Genomic DNA, 16,943 nt, shown 5'->3' with positions numbered 1-16,943 from the left:
AACGACCTTCACGCCGAAGAAGCTGTCAGATACGCCAGCAACCAAAGCATTACGTTTAAGAGTCAGTCATTGATGCGAAGGGATAACTGCGTATCAGCAGCCGGATATTGAGTCGAATAAAGGCTGGTAGAGAGGGACAGTTCTGTGTCACCGGGAGATTAGTCAGAAACATCAGCGGCAGAACAGATGAACCAGCAATTAGTAGTGTACAGAAAACTCTCCAGTATTTAATTATTCAACTTAACACTAAAAAAAATCACATAGTTAATATCATAATTTTTCTTTGGTCTACTTATGCGAGAGATATTGTGGCTTTAACCTGGTATTAGGAGTCGTTTCAGATAAAAGATGTTCTTCGATTCGACTGGACTTGGTAATAGCAATAAGTAATCGTGAATATTGAAGGACGAAAGGCTACTTCAAAACAAAGTAACCTTTCCAATATTCCCATATATGGGACAAGTGGCACATTAACTGCACATAGTGCAGGATACCTATGACATAAAACTTTTTATTTATGGCATACATTAAAAATAACTTTTATTTTACGAATGTCAATAGGTTCTTGCTTAATACTTTTAAAATAATTAATTGATTTTTTATTATAGCTTCGCTTGTACAAGCGAAGATCCTATTGTTCTTGAATGAATAATGCCAATTATAAAAGAAGCAAGGGCTAACCCTGCGAAGCCGCTGCGCTTGCTTCTCCGGATTGCCCTTGCTTTTCTTCCCTTCGGTCAGAAAAGAAAAGCAGGCCCCGGTGCCTCATGCCTGTAATGCTGTTCATTCTGCTGATACGTTAATACTGTGCACGTTCCACTGCAGACTATATGGGATCAGCATCTAAGCTGATCCCACATTATTACATATTTCAAACCACCGTCTGAGACGCATGCCAAATCATAATCGATTCGAATACCAAACAGCTATCGATTGGCTTTGTTGAATAAATCGAACTTTTGCTGAGTTGAAGGATCAGATCACGCATCCTCCCGACAACACAGACCATTCCGTGGCAAAGCAAAAGTTCAGAATCACCAACTGGTCCACCTACAACAAAGCTCTCATCAACCGTGGCTCCCTCACTTTCTGGCTGGATGATGAGGCGATTCAGGCCTGGTATGAGTCGGCAACGCCTTCATCACGAGGAAGGCCCCAGCGCTATTCTGATCTCGCCATCACCACCGTTCTGGTGATTAAACGCGTATTCCGGCTGACCCTGCGGGCTGCGCAGGGTTTTATTGATTCCATTTTTGCCCTGATGAACGTTCCGTTGCGCTGCCCGGATTACACCAGTGTCAGTAAGCGGGCAAAGTCGGTTAATGTCAGTTTCAAAACGTCCACCCGGGGTGAAATCGCACACCTGGTGATTGATTCCACCGGGCTGAAGGTCTTTGGTGAAGGCGAATGGAAAGTCAGAAAGCACGGCAAAGAGCGCCGTCGTATCTGGCGAAAGTTGCATCTTGCTGTTGACAGCAACACACATGAAGTTGTCTGTGCAGACCTGTCGCTGAATAACGTCACGGACTCAGAAGCCTTCCCGGGCCTTATCCGGCAGACTCACAGAAAAATCAGGGCAGCCGCGGCAGACGGGGCTTACGATACCCGGCTCTGTCACGATGAACTGCGCCGCAAAAAAATCAGCGCGCTTATTCCTCCCCGAAAAGGAGCAGGTTACTGGCCCGGTGAGTACGCAGACCGCAACCGTGCCGTTGCTAATCAGCGGCTGAGCGGAAGCAATGCACGGTGGAAATGGACAACGGAATATAACCGTCGCTCGATAGCGGAAACGGCAATGTACAGAATGAAGCAGTTGTTGGGAGATTCACTGACGCTGCGTGACTACGATGGTCAGGTAGCGGAAGCTATGGCCATGGTGCGTGCGTTGAACAGGATGACAAAGGCTGGGATGCCAGAAAGCGTGCGTATTGCCTGAAAATCCAGCCAGCTACAGGGTCGTTCGCACGAAATCTTATTTATTCAACAAAGCCCTGCAGGTGTTGAAAAAGCAGTTTCCCACCTGCCAGATAACCGTGACGACCGAGGTGTATAACGGCGTCTGGGACTCCATCATCAACAACCAGGCCAATATTGCCATTGGCGCGCCGGACACGCTGCTCGACGGCGGTGGCATTGATTACACAGAGATTGGCGCTATCCGCTGGGTATTCGCCATCGCGCCGGAACATCCGCTGGCCTTCGTCCCGGAACCAATAGCAGAGAGCCAGCTACGCCTGTACCCCAACATCATGGTGGAAGATACCGCCCATACCATTAACAAAAAGGTCGGCTGGTTGCTGCACGGGCAGGAGGCGATTCTGGTGCCGGATTTCAACACCAAATGTCAGTGTCAGATCCTGGGGGAAGGGATCGGGTTCTTGCCCGAATATATGGCCCGTGAGGCGGTGGAAGAAGGGTTGTTGGTCACCCGACGCATTAATAATCCACGTCAGGACTCACGCATGCTGCTCGCCACGCAGCATGCGGCGACAGGCCAGGTCACACGCTGGATCAAACAACAATTTGGCCCTGCGGGGGTGCTGACCCACATCTATAGCGATCTCTTGTGGCGCGAAGCAATAAATTAGTTTAGCATTTGCTTAATTAAGTAAACTCTAAACTATAATGACCGAACTCGAACAACTTCAGGCCAGCGCTGAGCAGGCCGCAGGACTCTTAAAAGCGATGAGCAACCCGCGTCGGCTGCTGATCCTCTGCACGCTGTGCGGTGCACCCGGCACCAGCGCGGGGGAGCTGGCTCGCGCAACGGGACTTAGCCCCTCCGCCACGTCGCAGCATCTGGCGCGTATGCGTGAAGAAGGGCTTATCGACAGCAGCCGCGAAGCGCAGCGCATTCTCTATTTCATTAAAAACGATGCCGTGTATCAGCTTATCAGTACCCTGAAAACCCTTTATTGCCCGTAAGGAGCCGCCATGTCACTTCCTCTTCTATCACCGCAGCAGGCCAATGCGCGCGTTGCCGAAGGTGCAAAACTGATTGATATTCGTGATGCCGATGAGTATGCCCGCGAGCATATTCCGGCGGCACAGTCCATACCGCTGGACACCTTACCCGGCGGGCTTACCACACGGGCGGGTGAAACCGTAATTTTTCACTGTCAGTCCGGCGCCCGGACGTCCGGAAATGCTGACCGCCTTGCACAGGCTGCTGCCCCCGCTCAGGCATTTGTCGTCGAAGGTGGCATTCAGGGCTGGAAGCAGGCTGGACTGCTGACTGTCGAGGACAAATCGCAGCCGCTCCCGCTGATGCGTCAGGTGCAAATTGCCGCCGGGCTGTTGATTCTCTGTGGCGTGGTGCTGGGCTATAGCGTCTCAAGCAGCTTTTTCCTGCTCAGCGGTTTTGTGGGGGCCGGGCTGCTGTTCGCAGGTCTGACAGGTTTTTGCGGTATGGCACGACTGCTGAAAGTGATGCCATGGAACCGGCGTACCTCATAAGCAGTAATCCGTGAATTACACTGTACCCGGCAGCGCGCGTGGGCTAAGGTGAAGTTCACTAAAACGATGAGGAGGTAATATGTTTTCTGTCGGTGATTATGTGCAACCGCGTAAAGGCGGTCCGAAACTGAAAGTCATTGAAGTTGAGGGTGACAGCGTTGTAGCGGTACAGGCCAGCAATGAACAAGGCGAGAAATATACCCTGAAAGCCAGCGATCTGGCTCTGTATACCGAAGACGGTGATTTCGGCGTCTGCTGAACAGACAACCGGACGGAGTGATCCGTCCGGCTCACGGATTAGATCAGAAAATCATCCAGTGATTTACCGTTTGCCAGCGCACTGGCAATTGGCTTCGGCGTACGTCCCTGGCCAGTCCACGTTTTTTCTTCACCGTTCTGGTCAATAAAACGATATTTTGCTTCACGCGCTTTACGTTTTTTCGCCGTCTTTCCTGCCTGCGCCAGATCTGAACCCAACAGGTCAGTCGGTGAAATACCATCGGCTTTCATCCGTTCCAGCAGAGCGTTAATTTTTTCCTGCTGCTCAGTACGCTGCTGCTCTAATTCCGCCAGTTCACTACGTTTCTCTTCAGCAACGACCCTGACCTTTTCCAGCATTTCCTCAAGAACGTCCAGGGATAATTCACGCGCCATGGCGCGCAGAGTTCGGATATTATTAAGATTCTGTAACGTCAAAGACATATTATTTGGAAACCTTTTCTTTGGGGTAAATAGATAAATCACAGTCAGAATAATTCATTTCTGTCTAAATATCTACCCACAGGACTTTCCTGACAATAGTGTAAATATCTTTAAATATCGACAATAATAATATTCGCGCACAACCCCAGCACCGACAGAAATGGTCAACGTTAAGCCAAATTACAGCATACTGTTCCAAAAAAAGCCCCTCCTGGCACCACCCTTCAGACCAACAGAATCAACCATCTGATTTTTATAAAAAAACACCCCGAAAAGACACAATATAACGAACCGAACAAAAAACAATCAATTTTAGAGAATTTTGTGGACAAAACGCGACTAAATAAAAATTATTCACTAGTTGTTAGTTTAAACGCAGAGATATACGCTATACACGTCAAACAAACCAACCTAAAGCACTAATCGCTGCGGGAAAATCGTTTTTATTGTGTTCTTCTCAAGGAGTTCAGACATGTTCTCACCGCAATCACGCCTTCGCCATGCGGTAGCGGATACTTTCGCGATGGTTGTCTACTGTTCTGTCGTGAACATGCTGATTGAAATATTCCTCTCCGGAATGACCTTCGAGCAGTCACTTTCTTCTCGTCTGGTGGCAATCCCGGTCAACATTATTATTGCCTGGCCTTATGGATTATACCGTGATGCGGTCATGCGCCTCGCACGCCGTATCAGCCCCGCTGGCTGGGTCAAAAACCTGGCCGACGTTCTGGCGTATGTGACATTCCAGTCCCCGGTTTACGTAGCTATTCTGCTGACAGTCGGCGCAGACTGGCACCAGATCGTCGCGGCGGTCAGTTCGAATATTGTGATTTCAATGCTGATGGGTGCGGTGTACGGCTATTTTCTCGACTACTGTCGCCGCCTGTTCAAGGTCAGCCAGTACAATCAGGCCAAAGCGTAATGTGAGGCGACTGGCGCACGCCAGTCGCTGATTTACTGTACGTCGCCAAACAGTCCTTTCAAAAACCGCTCCAGTGCCATACGTGAACTGAAGCCATGCGGAATACCATAATGTTCATGCGTCTCGCCGCCTAAATAGAGCGGAAATTGCTGATAATGATCGCAGGTTTTAATATCCGAGGCTGGCTCAGCAAATGACAAACTTCTGTCTTTCAGTGTCGGGTGAATAATGAGCGCGGTACGTCCCATTCTGGCTTCACGATTAACGTAAACATAATTCTCACCACGGCGATATCCATACGCTTTTGATGTCACCTCATCCATGGTGAATCCCTCTTTTTCAAGAACGCGCGCCACCTCATCAGGTCGTAAATACATATCTTTTCCTCGTTATCTTTTCCTGCCCGGCAACCTTACAGTATTCAGCATTAGCAGGGCTTTCAGAATATTCCATAAACTGCCGGATAACGCGTGATGCACTTCAGATATTACATTTCTGAACTAAACTAAGCGGGAACACAAAATTACGGAGGATCGTATGTTTAACAGAACGAACCGAAACGATATTAACGACGACGCTCAGGATATTCGTAATGATGTCAGCCAATTAGCTGACTCACTGGAAGAGGTATTGAAATCCTGGGGAACTGACGCGAAGGACGAAGCGGATGCCGCAAAACGTAAGGCTCAGTCTCTGCTCCGTGAAACCCGTGCGCGGATGAACGGCCGTTCACGTACGACTCAGGCAGCCTGTGATGCCGTCAGCTGTGCAAGCACCTTTGTTCGCGAAAGACCGCTCTGTACGCTGGGCACAGTAGCCGCCGTCGGTATCTTTGTGGGTGCCCTGCTTAACTTGCGTAAGTAACCCGCCTGAAAAACCCGCACAGCCCACCCTGCCCCGTTGTGCTCATCATCGGGGCAAAATCAATCTAAATTTCCCATATCTTGTATGGTTGAAACTTAAAATAACTACATATAGTATCTCCTTTAGCAAGACACACAAATCTGACGCGTACATTCGCGCCGTGCTCTCATTTTAAATGGAAATACGAATCATGAGCATTATTATTTACGCACGTAACGATTGCGTTCAGTGCCATGCGACTAAACGTGCGATGGAAAGCCGCGGGGTGGCATTTGAGATGGTGAATATCGACCAGCAGCCAGAAGCAGCCGATATCCTGCGCGCGCAGGGTTTTCGCCAGCTCCCGGTGGTGGTTGCCGGGGAAACCAGTTGGTCAGGTTTCCGTCCGGATATGATCAACCGCCTCGCCGCTCAGGCCGCCAGGGCATGAGCGGACTGGTTTTCTTCTCCAGCAGCTCGGAAAACACGCTCCGCTTTATCGAGCGCCTCGGGCTGCCTGCGACCCGCATTCCGCTGAACGAGCGAGAGCGGATCCAGGTAGAGGAACCTTACATACTGGTGGTGCCCAGCTATGGCGGCGGCGGTACGGCGGGGTCAGTTCCCCGCCAGGTGATCCGCTTTCTTAACGATCCCCATAACCGACAGCGTATTCGCGGCGTGATCGCGGCGGGTAATCGCAATTTCGGTGACGCCTTTGGTCGCGCCGGGGATGTTATCTCTCAAAAATGCGGCGTGCCGTATCTCTATCGTTTCGAACTGATGGGGACACAGCAGGACGTAGAGAACGTGCGTAAAGGAGTGAAGGAATTTTGGCAACGACAACCGCAGAACGGGTAATTCAGGCAACACCGGATTACCACGCATTAAACGCGATGCTTAACCTCTATGACCGCGAGGGGCACATCCAGTTTGGCAAAGACCACGAGGCAGTGGACGCCTTTTTCACCGCCCATGTCCGCCCCAATAGCGTAACGTTTGAAAGCCAGAATGCGCGGCTCGACTATCTGGTCAATGAAGGCTATTACGAAGAACGCATCCTCACCCGTTATGATCGCGCCTTCGTGGTGAGGTTGTTCGAACGCGCACACGCCAGCGGTTTTCGTTTCCAGACCTTCCTCGGCGCGTGGAAGTATTACACCAGCTACACGCTGAAAACGTTCGAGGGTAAACGCTACCTCGAAAGTTTTGAAGACCGCGTGGTGATGGTGGCGCTGACGCTGGCCCAGGGTGATGAAGCACTGGCTGAACGGCTGATGGCGGAGATCCTCTCCGGCCGCTTCCAGCCCGCCACACCGACCTTCCTTAATTGTGGCAAAGCCCAGCGCGGCGAGCTGGTTTCCTGCTTCCTGCTGCGTATCGAAGACAATATGGAGTCGATTGGTCGAGCGGTGAATTCAGCGCTGCAACTTTCCAAACGCGGTGGCGGCGTGGCGTTTTTGCTCTCTAACCTGCGTGAAGCCGGAGCGCCAATTAAGCGCATCGAAAACCAGTCCTCCGGCGTGATCCCGGTGATGAAAATGCTGGAAGATGCCTTCTCCTATGCCAATCAGCTTGGCGCACGCCAGGGCGCAGGCGCGGTGTATCTGCACGCGCACCATCCGGATATTCTGCGTTTTCTCGACACCAAACGCGAAAACGCCGATGAAAAAATCCGCATCAAAACGCTGTCGCTCGGCGTGGTGATCCCGGATATCACCTTTGCCCTCGCCAAAGAGAATGCCGACATGGCGCTGTTCTCGCCTTACGATATTGAGCGTATCTACGGGAAAGCGTTCGGGGATGTCGCTATCAGTGCGCTGTACGACGACCTGGTAGCCGACGAGCGCATTCGTAAAACCTACATCAACGCCCGCGATTTCTTCCAGACGCTTGCCGAAATTCAGTTTGAGTCCGGCTATCCATACATCATGTATGAAGATACGGTGAATCGCGCCAACCCGATTGCCGGCCGCATTAACATGAGCAACCTGTGCTCGGAGATTTTGCAGGTCAACAGCGCGTCGACCTATGATGAAAACCTGGACTACGCGGACATCGGCAAAGATATCTCCTGCAACCTCGGGTCGCTGAATATTGCCCACACCATGGATTCCCCGGATTTTGGCCGCACGGTTGAAACCGCCATTCGCGGCCTGACGGCGGTGTCAGACATGAGCCACATCCGCAGCGTGCCTTCTGTTGAAGCGGGAAATACCGCGTCGCACGCCATCGGTCTTGGGCAGATGAACCTGCACGGTTATCTGGCGAGGGAAGGTATCGCCTACGGCAGCCCGGAAGGGCTGGATTTCACCAACCTCTATTTTTACACCATCACCTGGCATGCGCTGCATACCTCAATGATGCTGGCGCGCGAGCGCAACCAGCGCTTCGCCGGTTTTGAACAGTCGCGCTACGCCAGTGGCGAATATTTTAGCCAGTATCTGGAAGGCGACTGGCAGCCAAAAACCGGGAAAGTACGCCAGCTGTTTGATCGTTCCGGTATCATCCTGCCCACGCGCGCGATGTGGCAACAGCTGCGTGATGACGTAATGCGGCACGGCATTTACAACCAGAACCTGCAGGCGGTGCCACCGACCGGCTCGATCTCTTACATCAACCATGCCACGTCGAGTATTCATCCGATTGTGTCGAAAATAGAGATCCGCAAGGAAGGCAAAACCGGGCGCGTTTATTACCCTGCTCCGTTTATGACCAACGACAATCTGGCGCTGTATCAGGACGCCTATGAAATCGGGCCGGAAAAGATTATCGACACCTACGCCGAGGCAACAAAACACGTGGACCAGGGACTGTCGCTGACGCTCTTCTTCCCGGATACCGCCACCACCCGCGATATCAACAGGGCGCAGATTTATGCCTGGAAGAAAGGCATCAAGACGCTGTACTACATTCGCCTGCGTCAGCTTGCGCTGGAAGGCACCGAAATCGAAGGCTGCGTATCCTGCGCGCTGTAAGGAGAAAGGATGAAACTATCACGCGTGAGTGCCGTTAACTGGAATAAAATTCAGGACGATAAAGATCTGGAGGTGTGGAACCGGCTCACCAGCAACTTCTGGCTGCCGGAAAAGGTGCCGCTTTCAAACGATATCCCGGCCTGGCAAACGCTGAACCACGCCGAACAACAGCTGACAATCCGCGTCTTTACCGGACTCACGTTGCTGGACACCATCCAGAACACCGTGGGTGCGCCTGCCCTGATGACCGACGCGTTGACGCCACATGAAGAGGCGGTGATGTCAAACATCAGCTTTATGGAGGCGGTGCATGCTCGCTCCTACAGTTCGATTTTCTCCACACTGTGCCAGACCAAAGACGTGGATGCGGCATACACCTGGAGCGAAGAGAGCGAGTCATTACAGCGCAAGGCGAATCTGGTGCTGGCGCATTATCAGGCTGATGAGCCGCTGAAGAAGAAAATCGCCAGTGTGTTTCTGGAATCTTTTCTTTTCTATTCCGGCTTCTGGCTGCCGATGTACTGGTCCAGCCGGGGCAAATTGACCAACACTGCTGATTTGATTCGCCTGATCATTCGCGATGAGGCGGTGCATGGGTACTACATTGGCTATAAGTATCAGAAAGGACTGGAGAAAGTCAGCGAGCAAAAGCGCGAGGAACTCAAAGGCTTCGCGCTCGATTTACTGATGGATTTGTACGATAACGAGCTGAGCTATACCGAGGAACTGTATGCCGGAACCGGCTGGGAGGAAGACGTGAAGGCGTTCCTCTGCTACAACGCCAACAAAGCGCTGATGAATCTCGGTTACGACGCGTTATTCCCACCAGAGATGGCGGAAGTGAACCCGGCGATCCTGGCGGCGCTGTCACCCAACGCTGACGAGAACCACGATTTCTTTTCCGGATCGGGCTCCTCGTATGTAATGGGTAAAGCAGTAGAGACAGAAGATGAGGACTGGGATTTTTAATCACCACTAACGTTCGTTAATTTAATATAAATAGATATTTTTCTCGTCACTATTTGCATAGCAACTACACTGTAATGTCCATGCCATATTCGCCTGAATTGCTCCATTTCAGGCGAAATTCCCCGATACCGCAACAAAAAATTGAGAAAAATTCAAATCACGCTCAGCCCTTTGCTCATGGGAAATTCAGCCGTTTCGCTTATGGCAAAATTCATGCCATAAGCAAACCCAGGGTTGTCTCAGATTCTCAGTATGTTAGGGTTATGCCCGTTAACAATTTACCATGGTAATCATATCGGCATAAACAAATAACAGGACACTCTCTATTGCATGGCAATTAAATTAGAAGTGAAAAATCTTTATAAAGTATTTGGCGAGCACCCGCAGCGCGCATTCAAATATATTGAGAAAGGCCTTACGAAAGAGCAAATTCTGGAAAAAACCGGGCTATCGCTTGGCGTTAAAGACGCCAGTCTGGCCATTGAAGAAGGCGAGATTTTTGTCATCATGGGATTATCCGGTTCGGGTAAATCCACTATGGTTCGCCTTCTCAATCGCCTGATTGAACCCACCCGCGGACAGGTACTGATTGACGGCGTGGATATAGCCAGAATATCAGACGCCGAGCTTCGCGAGGTGCGCAGAAAGAAGATTGCAATGGTGTTCCAGTCATTCGCGCTGATGCCGCACATGACGGTGCTGGATAATACCGCTTTCGGCATGGAATTAGCCGGCACGCCGGCTCAGGAACGCCAGGAAAAAGCCCTTGATGCACTGCGTCAGGTAGGGCTGGAAAATTATGCTCATGCCTACCCGGATGAACTCTCCGGCGGTATGCGTCAGCGTGTGGGATTAGCCCGAGCATTAGCCATTAATCCAGACATATTATTAATGGATGAAGCCTTCTCAGCGCTCGATCCTTTAATTCGCACCGAGATGCAGGATGAGCTGGTAAAATTACAGGCCAAACATCAACGTACGATTGTCTTTATTTCCCACGATCTCGATGAAGCGATGCGTATTGGCGATCGTATTGCCATTATGCAAAATGGCGAAGTCGTACAGGTCGGTACGCCGGATGAAATTCTCAATAATCCGGCGAATGATTATGTGCGAACCTTCTTCCGCGGCGTGGATATTAGCCAGGTCTTTAGCGCCAAAGATATTGCCCGCCGTACACCGAACGGCATTATCCGTAAAACGCCTGGATTTGGCCCACGCTCCGCACTGAAGCTGTTGCAGGATGAAGACCGGGAATACGGTTATCTGGTTGAACGCGGCAATAAATTTGTCGGCGTGGTTTCCATCGACTCCCTGAAAACCGCCCTGAGCGAAAACCAGGGAATTGATGCGGCGGTAATCGACACTCCGCTTGCCGTCGATGCCGAAACGCCGCTCAGCGAGTTGCTCTCTCACGTGGGTCAGGCGCCGTGCGCCGTACCCGTCGTCAGTGAAGAACACCAGTACGTCGGCATCATCTCAAAACGCATGTTGCTGCAGGCTTTAGATCGCGAGGGGGCAAACAATGGCTGATCAATCAAACCCATGGGGCACCACTGAGGCCGCAGACAGCGCGGCACAATCTGCCGATGCGTGGGGTTCCACGCCAGCACCTGCCGATGGCGGCGGCGCGGCAGACTGGCTTAATAGCGCACCGGCACCGGCGCCAGAACACTTCAACATCATGGACCCGTTCCACAAGACGCTGATCCCGCTGGACAGCTGGGTGACGGAAGGGATCGACTGGGTAGTCACCCATTTCCGTCCGGTATTCCAGGGGATCCGCGTCCCGGTAGATTACATTCTCAACGGCTTCCAGCAGCTGATGCTGGGCATGCCCGCGCCGGTGGCGATTGTGCTGTTTTCCCTGATCGCCTGGCAGTTTGGTAGCGCTGGTATGGGGATCGCCACGCTGATCTCGTTGATTGCGATTGGAGCCATTGGCGCGTGGTCGCAGGCGATGATCACCCTGGCACTGGTGCTGACCGCCCTGCTCTTCTGCATTGTCATCGGTTTGCCGATGGGGATCTGGCTGGCACGCAGCCCACGGGCGGCGAAGATCATTCGTCCATTGCTGGATGCGATGCAGACGACACCTGCATTCGTCTACCTGGTGCCTATCGTGATGCTGTTCGGCATCGGTAACGTGCCGGGCGTGGTGGTGACAATTATCTTCGCCCTGCCGCCGATTATTCGTCTGACCATTCTGGGGATTAACCAGGTCCCTGCCGACCTTATCGAAGCGTCACGCTCTTTCGGCGCCAGCCCGCGCCAGATGCTGTTTAAGGTTCAGCTTCCGCTGGCGATGCCGACCATCATGGCAGGGGTCAACCAGACGCTGATGCTGGCCCTGTCAATGGTGGTGATCGCCTCGATGATCGCCGTTGGCGGTCTGGGGCAGATGGTCCTGCGCGGTATTGGCCGCCTCGATATGGGGCTGGCGACCGTCGGCGGTGTCGGGATTGTGATCCTCGCCATTATTCTTGACCGCCTGACTCAGGCTGTCGGTCGTGATTCACGCAGTCGCGGCAACCGTCGCTGGTATACCACCGGCCCTGTCGGGTTACTCACCCGCCCATTCATAAAATAAGGAACAACGATGCGACATAGCGTACTTTTTGCCACAGCGTTTGCCACCCTTGTCTCCACCGGCACCTATGCGGCCGACCTGCCGGGCAAAGGCATTACCGTGCAACCGGTTCAGAGCACCATTTCGGAAGAGTCCTTCCAGACCCAGATAGTCAGCCGTGCGCTGGAGAAACTGGGCTATACGGTGAATACCGCCAGCGAAGTGGATTACAACGTTGGCTACACCTCGATTGCATCCGGCGATGCCACCTTTACCGCCGTCAACTGGCAGCCACTGCATGACGATATGTATGCCGCCGCCGGGGGGGACAAGAAATTTTACCGCGAGGGCACCTTCGTGACCGGTGCGGCACAGGGTTATCTGATCGACAAGAAAACCGCCGATCAGTACCACATCACCAATATTGAACAGCTGAAAGATCCGAAGATCGCCAAACTGTTCGACACCAACGGTGACGGCAAAGCCGACATGATGGGCTGCTCACCGGGCTGGGGTTGTGAAGCGGTCATTAACCACCAGAACAAAGCCTATGATCTGGCAAAAACGGTCGATGTGAGCCACGGTAACTACTCGGCGATGATGGCCGACACCATTGCCCGTTTCAAAGAGGGCAAACCGGTTATCTACTACACCTGGACCCCGTACTGGGTCAGTGACGTGCTGAAACCGGGTAGAGACGTGGTGTGGCTGCAGGTACCGTTCTCCTCCCTGCCGGGTGAGCAGAAAGATATCGACACTAAACTGCCGAACGGTATGAACTACGGCTTCCCGGTAAACACCATGCATATCGTCGCCAACAAAGCCTGGACGGAGAAAAATCCGGCGGCAGCGAAGCTGTTCTCAGTGATGAAACTGCCGCTGGCCGACATCAACGCCCAGAATGCCATGATGCATGCAGGCAAATCGTCCGAGGCTGATATCAAAGGTCATGTGGATGGCTGGATAAAAGCCCACCAGCAGCAGTTCGACGGCTGGGTGAAAGAGGCGCTTGAGGCGCAGAAGTAATACTCCGAATTCCCTCTCCACCCGGAGAGGGAACCTAAACCGCACAATACAACACCCAACACTCCCCCAACTTTCACAATCATTGGGTATGATGGTTTCCGGAAAAATAATCACTCAACTAATGATTCCTGAAACCAATGACCAAAACAACGCAAGGGCTTAGCCCCGCACTCATCCTTTTAATGTCCGTGGCAACGGGTCTGGCTGTCGCCAGCAACTATTACGCACAACCTCTGCTTGATACCATCGCCCGCGCGTTCAATCTCTCCGCCAGTTCCGCAGGCTTTATCGTCACCGCTGCACAGCTCGGCTATGCCGCCGGGCTGCTGTTCCTGGTGCCGCTGGGGGATATGTTTGAGCGCCGAATGTTAATTGTCTCCATGACCCTGCTGGCCGCCGGCGGGATGCTGATCACTGCCAGCAGCCAGTCATTAACAATGATGATTATCGGCACCGCGCTCACAGGGCTGTTCTCTGTTGTGGCGCAAATTCTGGTCCCGCTCGCCGCCACTCTCGCCTCCCCCGAAAAGCGCGGTAAAGTGGTGGGCACCATCATGAGTGGCTTGCTGCTGGGGATTTTACTGGCTCGTACCGTTGCAGGGTTGCTGGCAAGCCTCGGTGGCTGGCGCACCGTTTACTGGGTGGCGAGCGTATTGATGGTCGTGATGGCGCTGGCCCTGTGGCGTGGCCTGCCGAAGGTGAAGCAGGAGAATCACCTGAACTATCCGCAGCTTCTGGCCTCCGTTTTCAGTCTGTTTACGCAGGATAAACTCCTGCGCACTCGTGCCCTGCTGGGGTGTTTCACCTTCGCCAATTTCAGTATTTTGTGGACGTCGATGGCTTTTCTGCTGGCCGCGCCACCGTTTAACTATTCTGAAGCGACGATTGGTCTGTTCGGTCTGGCTGGTGCCGCTGGTGCTCTGGGTGCGCGTCCCGCTGGCGGGCTTGCCGATAAGGGCAAATCCCATCTGACCACCTCCGCAGGGCTGATTTTACTTCTGCTCTCCTGGGCGGCGATTTGGTATGGGCACGTCTCGGTACTGGCGCTGATCGTCGGTATTCTGGTGCTCGACCTCACCGTGCAGGGCGTTCACATCACCAATCAGACCGTGATCTATCGCGTGAAGCCAGAGGCACGTAACCGCCTGACGGCCGGATACATGACCAGCTACTTTATTGGCGGCGCAGCGGGTTCATTAATTTCCGCCTCTGCGTGGCAGCATGCGGGTTGGTCAGGCGTATGTGGAATTGGGGCTATCGTCGCCGCACTGAACCTGCTTGTATGGTGGCGCGGTTACCATCGTCAGGATGCGATTAACTAAGTTTTACATTGCGTTGGGCCTCTTAGGGTATAAAGAGGCCCTTCAGTCTGTTAATGTAAACGTAATCATTTATCCCAGAAATTTTAATGTGGGTGACATATTTACAATCGGCATGAATAGTTCAGACCCCCGTCCTCACATCCTCTCTTCAGCGGGTTCACACCCTACGCTTTCTGTGCTCACCGGGTCACGGACTTACCCGGCGCTTTCTGATGGTGACATAAGTTTGGCGGATATAACCGCACAAATAATTCATTTACATTATTTGTCACTATCGTTACTATATCGGCTGTAATTAATGAGGTTATGCCCAAATGGATAGTTCGTTTACGCCCATTGAACAAATGCTTAAATTCCGCGCCAGTAGCCATGAGGACTTCCCGTATCAGGAAATCCTGCTGACTCGCCTGTGCATGCACATGCAGGGTAAGCTACTGGAAAACCGTAATAAAATGCTGAAAGCTCAAGGGATTAACGAGACGTTGTTTATGGCGTTGATTACGCTGGAGTCTCAGGAAAACCACAGTATTCAGCCTTCCGAACTGAGCTGCGCACTGGGCTCCTCCCGTACCAATGCGACCCGTATTGCTGATGAGCTGGAAAAACGCGGCTGGATTGAGCGCCGTGAAAGCGACAACGATCGCCGCTGCCTGCATCTGCAACTGACCGATAAAGGTCACCAGTTCCTGCAAGAGGTGCTGCCACCTCAGCACAATTGCCTGCATAAACTCTGGTCTGCCCTCAGCACCACCGAGCGTGACCAGCTTGAGCACATCACTCGCAAGCTGCTTACCCGTCTGGACCAGATGGATGAAGACGGCGCTATTCTTGAGGCGCTGCGCTAACGCGACGACACGCTCGAACATCCAGATTTAAAAAAGAAAACTGACAGGCCAGCACGTCACACTGCTGGCCTTTCTGACAACAGGTCGGCTCAGCCGATGTGAAAATAAGAAGATCGTGGAGAACAACAATGAGCGCAAATGCGGAGAGCACTACCCCGCAGCAACCGGCCAACAAGAAAGGCAAACGTAAGAGTGCCCTTCTTCTGTTGACCTTGCTCTTTATCATTATTGCCGTGGCATATGGGATCTATTGGTTTTTAGTATTGCGTCATGCTGAAGAGACAGACGACGCCTACGTGGCAGGGAACCAGGTACAGATTATGGCGCAGGTGTCGGGCAGCGTGACGAAAGTCTGGGCTGATAACACCGACTTTGTGCAAAAAGGCGATGTGTTGGTGACCCTCGATCCGACCGATGCCCAGCAGGCCTTTGAGAAAGCACAGACCGCGCTGGCCTCCAGCGTCCGTCAGACTCGCCAGCTGATGATCAACAGCAAACAGCTGCAGGCCAACATTGACGTGCAGAAAACCGCACTCGCCCAGGCGCAGAGCGACCTGAACCGCCGTGTTCCGCTCGGTACCGCCAACTTGATTGGCCGTGAAGAGCTGCAACATGCGCGCGATGCCGTTGCCAGTGCTCAGGCCCAGCTGGATGTGGCTATTCAACAGTACAACGCCAACCAGGCGATGGTGCTGGGTACCAGCCTGGAAAACCAGCCTGCCGTGCAACAGGCGGCGACAGAAGTCCGTAACGCATGGCTTGCCCTGCAGCGTACTAAAATCGTCAGCCCGATGACCGGCTATGTCTCCCGCCGTTCCGTACAGCCTGGAGCGCAGATTAGCCCGACCACACCGCTGATGGCCGTTGTTCCGGCAGACAATCTGTGGGTCGATGCTAACTTTAAAGAGACGCAGCTTGCCCATATGCGTATCGGCCAGGCGGCGACGGTTATCAGCGACATTTACGGCGATGACGTCAAGTACACCGGGAAAGTGGTGGGTCTGGATATGGGGACCGGCAGTGCCTTCTCCCTGCTGCCAGCACAGAATGCCACCGGTAACTGGATCAAAGTGGTTCAGCGCTTGCCTGTACGTATTGAGCTGGATCCAAAACAGCTCGCAGATCACCCGCTGCGTATCGGCCTCTCAACGCTGGTTACTGTGGATACCGCCAACCGCGAAGGTCAAATCCTGGCAAGCCAGGTGCGTAGCAGCCCGGCTTATGAAAGTAACGCCCGTGAAATTAGCCTCGATCCGGTCAACAAGCTGATCGATGACATCGTGAAGGCAAACGCTGGTTAATCCGAAGGTGAGC

Annotated in this window: 19 protein-coding genes and 1 pseudogene; 17 read left to right on the top strand and 3 right to left on the bottom strand. The window is 52.7% G+C overall.

The features are described from left to right. Positions 1-28 precede the first annotated feature (28 nt). Positions 29-140, bottom strand: a pseudogene (locus tag AC0XWG_RS12415) (IS3 family transposase); the annotation flags it as partial. Positions 141-967: 827 nt separating this feature from the next. On the opposite strand from AC0XWG_RS12415, the gene AC0XWG_RS12410 reads away from it, so the two are divergent. From AC0XWG_RS12410 to AC0XWG_RS12390, 5 genes are all read left to right on the top strand, one after another. Continuing rightward, positions 968-1,936, top strand: a complete 969-nt coding sequence (locus AC0XWG_RS12410; protein ID WP_000654811.1) for an IS5 family transposase — start codon at positions 968-970, stop codon at positions 1,934-1,936. Then, on the top strand, positions 1,929-2,588 hold the full coding sequence (locus AC0XWG_RS12405; RefSeq protein WP_475680620.1) for a LysR substrate-binding domain-containing protein: 660 nt from the start codon (positions 1,929-1,931) through the stop codon (positions 2,586-2,588). Before AC0XWG_RS12410 ends, AC0XWG_RS12405 begins: the two co-directional genes overlap by 8 nt. Positions 2,589-2,625: 37 nt before the next feature. Then, positions 2,626-2,925 carry an ArsR/SmtB family transcription factor gene (locus AC0XWG_RS12400; protein ID WP_108091004.1) on the top strand — a complete coding sequence of 100 codons (300 nt, stop codon included), beginning with the start codon at positions 2,626-2,628 and terminating at the stop codon, positions 2,923-2,925. Between the two features lie 9 nt (positions 2,926-2,934). After that, entirely contained in the window at positions 2,935-3,456 is a 522-nt protein-coding gene (locus AC0XWG_RS12395; RefSeq protein WP_108091005.1) for a rhodanese family protein, read from the top strand. A gap of 79 nt (positions 3,457-3,535) precedes the next feature. Then, on the top strand, positions 3,536-3,715 hold the full coding sequence (locus AC0XWG_RS12390; protein ID WP_028016789.1) for a YodC family protein: 180 nt from the start codon (positions 3,536-3,538) through the stop codon (positions 3,713-3,715). A 38-nt stretch (positions 3,716-3,753) separates the two neighbouring features. Here the strand turns inward: AC0XWG_RS12390 and stpA are convergent, their stop codons facing one another. Then, positions 3,754-4,158, bottom strand: a complete 405-nt coding sequence (gene stpA / locus AC0XWG_RS12385; RefSeq protein ID WP_028016790.1) for a DNA-binding protein StpA — start codon at positions 4,156-4,158, stop codon at positions 3,754-3,756. Between the two features lie 472 nt (positions 4,159-4,630). Here stpA and alaE point away from each other — a divergent pair, with 472 nt between their 5' ends. After that, a complete protein-coding gene (gene alaE, locus AC0XWG_RS12380; RefSeq protein WP_028016791.1) occupies positions 4,631-5,080 on the top strand; it encodes an L-alanine exporter AlaE in 450 nt (149 codons plus the stop codon). Between the two features lie 32 nt (positions 5,081-5,112). Here the strand turns inward: alaE and AC0XWG_RS12375 are convergent, their stop codons facing one another. Next, on the bottom strand, positions 5,113-5,457 hold the full coding sequence (locus AC0XWG_RS12375) for a DUF2002 family protein (RefSeq protein ID WP_006811693.1): 345 nt from the start codon (positions 5,455-5,457) through the stop codon (positions 5,113-5,115). Between the two features lie 160 nt (positions 5,458-5,617). Between AC0XWG_RS12375 and AC0XWG_RS12370 the strand changes: the two genes are divergently transcribed. The 11 genes from AC0XWG_RS12370 (at position 5,618) to emrA (ending at position 16,930) form a co-directional block, all read left to right on the top strand. Then, entirely contained in the window at positions 5,618-5,944 is a 327-nt protein-coding gene (locus AC0XWG_RS12370) for an ElaB/YgaM/YqjD family protein (RefSeq protein ID WP_028016792.1), read from the top strand. Between the two features lie 190 nt (positions 5,945-6,134). Next, entirely contained in the window at positions 6,135-6,374 is a 240-nt protein-coding gene (nrdH, locus tag AC0XWG_RS12365) for a glutaredoxin-like protein NrdH (RefSeq protein ID WP_475680619.1), read from the top strand. Continuing rightward, entirely contained in the window at positions 6,371-6,781 is a 411-nt protein-coding gene (gene nrdI / locus AC0XWG_RS12360; protein WP_128347353.1) for a class Ib ribonucleoside-diphosphate reductase assembly flavoprotein NrdI, read from the top strand. The genes nrdH and nrdI overlap by 4 nt, the downstream gene beginning before the upstream one ends. Next, positions 6,754-8,898, top strand: a complete 2,145-nt coding sequence (gene nrdE / locus AC0XWG_RS12355) for a class 1b ribonucleoside-diphosphate reductase subunit alpha (protein ID WP_128347352.1) — start codon at positions 6,754-6,756, stop codon at positions 8,896-8,898. Before nrdI ends, nrdE begins: the two co-directional genes overlap by 28 nt. Before the next feature lie 9 nt (positions 8,899-8,907). Then, the gene (gene nrdF / locus AC0XWG_RS12350) at positions 8,908-9,867 is read left to right on the top strand and encodes a class 1b ribonucleoside-diphosphate reductase subunit beta (protein WP_028016796.1); all 960 of its coding nucleotides are present in this window, start codon (positions 8,908-8,910) and stop codon (positions 9,865-9,867) included. A 330-nt stretch (positions 9,868-10,197) separates the two neighbouring features. Next, the gene (gene proV, locus AC0XWG_RS12345; protein WP_028016797.1) at positions 10,198-11,400 is read left to right on the top strand and encodes a glycine betaine/L-proline ABC transporter ATP-binding protein ProV; all 1,203 of its coding nucleotides are present in this window, start codon (positions 10,198-10,200) and stop codon (positions 11,398-11,400) included. Then, entirely contained in the window at positions 11,393-12,457 is a 1,065-nt protein-coding gene (gene proW, locus AC0XWG_RS12340) for a glycine betaine/L-proline ABC transporter permease ProW (RefSeq protein WP_028016798.1), read from the top strand. Before proV ends, proW begins: the two co-directional genes overlap by 8 nt. 9 nt (positions 12,458-12,466) lie before the next feature. Continuing rightward, on the top strand, positions 12,467-13,462 hold the full coding sequence (gene proX, locus AC0XWG_RS12335) for a glycine betaine/L-proline ABC transporter substrate-binding protein ProX (RefSeq protein WP_128347351.1): 996 nt from the start codon (positions 12,467-12,469) through the stop codon (positions 13,460-13,462). 137 nt (positions 13,463-13,599) lie between these two features. Beyond that, positions 13,600-14,784 (top strand): MFS transporter, encoded by a 1,185-nt coding sequence (locus tag AC0XWG_RS12330; RefSeq protein WP_028016800.1) that lies wholly within the window; start codon positions 13,600-13,602, stop codon positions 14,782-14,784. A gap of 314 nt (positions 14,785-15,098) precedes the next feature. Further along, positions 15,099-15,629, top strand: a complete 531-nt coding sequence (gene mprA, locus AC0XWG_RS12325) for a transcriptional repressor MprA (protein WP_475680618.1) — start codon at positions 15,099-15,101, stop codon at positions 15,627-15,629. A 128-nt stretch (positions 15,630-15,757) separates the two neighbouring features. Then, positions 15,758-16,930 (top strand): multidrug efflux MFS transporter periplasmic adaptor subunit EmrA, encoded by a 1,173-nt coding sequence (gene emrA / locus AC0XWG_RS12320; protein ID WP_028016802.1) that lies wholly within the window; start codon positions 15,758-15,760, stop codon positions 16,928-16,930. Positions 16,931-16,943: the final 13 nt, after the last annotated feature.

This window comes from Enterobacter sp. DVT3837 (genome assembly GCF_056238685.1).
This window is presented reverse-complemented; position numbering and strand designations above follow the sequence as displayed.

Coding starts and splice junctions, on each gene's coding strand:
- nrdH (WP_475680619.1), top strand. CDS start 6,135: ATGAGCATTATTATTTACGCACGTAACGATTGCGTTCAGTGCCATGCG.
- AC0XWG_RS12330 (WP_028016800.1), top strand. CDS start 13,600: ATGACCAAAACAACGCAAGGGCTTAGCCCCGCACTCATCCTTTTAATG.
- emrA (WP_028016802.1), top strand. CDS start 15,758: ATGAGCGCAAATGCGGAGAGCACTACCCCGCAGCAACCGGCCAACAAG.
- proW (WP_028016798.1), top strand. CDS start 11,393: ATGGCTGATCAATCAAACCCATGGGGCACCACTGAGGCCGCAGACAGC.
- AC0XWG_RS12370 (WP_028016792.1), top strand. CDS start 5,618: ATGTTTAACAGAACGAACCGAAACGATATTAACGACGACGCTCAGGAT.
- proV (WP_028016797.1), top strand. CDS start 10,198: ATGGCAATTAAATTAGAAGTGAAAAATCTTTATAAAGTATTTGGCGAG.
- proX (WP_128347351.1), top strand. CDS start 12,467: ATGCGACATAGCGTACTTTTTGCCACAGCGTTTGCCACCCTTGTCTCC.
- AC0XWG_RS12400 (WP_108091004.1), top strand. CDS start 2,626: ATGACCGAACTCGAACAACTTCAGGCCAGCGCTGAGCAGGCCGCAGGA.
- alaE (WP_028016791.1), top strand. CDS start 4,631: ATGTTCTCACCGCAATCACGCCTTCGCCATGCGGTAGCGGATACTTTC.
- nrdF (WP_028016796.1), top strand. CDS start 8,908: ATGAAACTATCACGCGTGAGTGCCGTTAACTGGAATAAAATTCAGGAC.
- AC0XWG_RS12390 (WP_028016789.1), top strand. CDS start 3,536: ATGTTTTCTGTCGGTGATTATGTGCAACCGCGTAAAGGCGGTCCGAAA.
- nrdI (WP_128347353.1), top strand. CDS start 6,371: ATGAGCGGACTGGTTTTCTTCTCCAGCAGCTCGGAAAACACGCTCCGC.
- AC0XWG_RS12375 (WP_006811693.1), bottom strand. CDS start 5,457: ATGTATTTACGACCTGATGAGGTGGCGCGCGTTCTTGAAAAAGAGGGA.
- mprA (WP_475680618.1), top strand. CDS start 15,099: ATGGATAGTTCGTTTACGCCCATTGAACAAATGCTTAAATTCCGCGCC.
- AC0XWG_RS12395 (WP_108091005.1), top strand. CDS start 2,935: ATGTCACTTCCTCTTCTATCACCGCAGCAGGCCAATGCGCGCGTTGCC.
- stpA (WP_028016790.1), bottom strand. CDS start 4,158: ATGTCTTTGACGTTACAGAATCTTAATAATATCCGAACTCTGCGCGCC.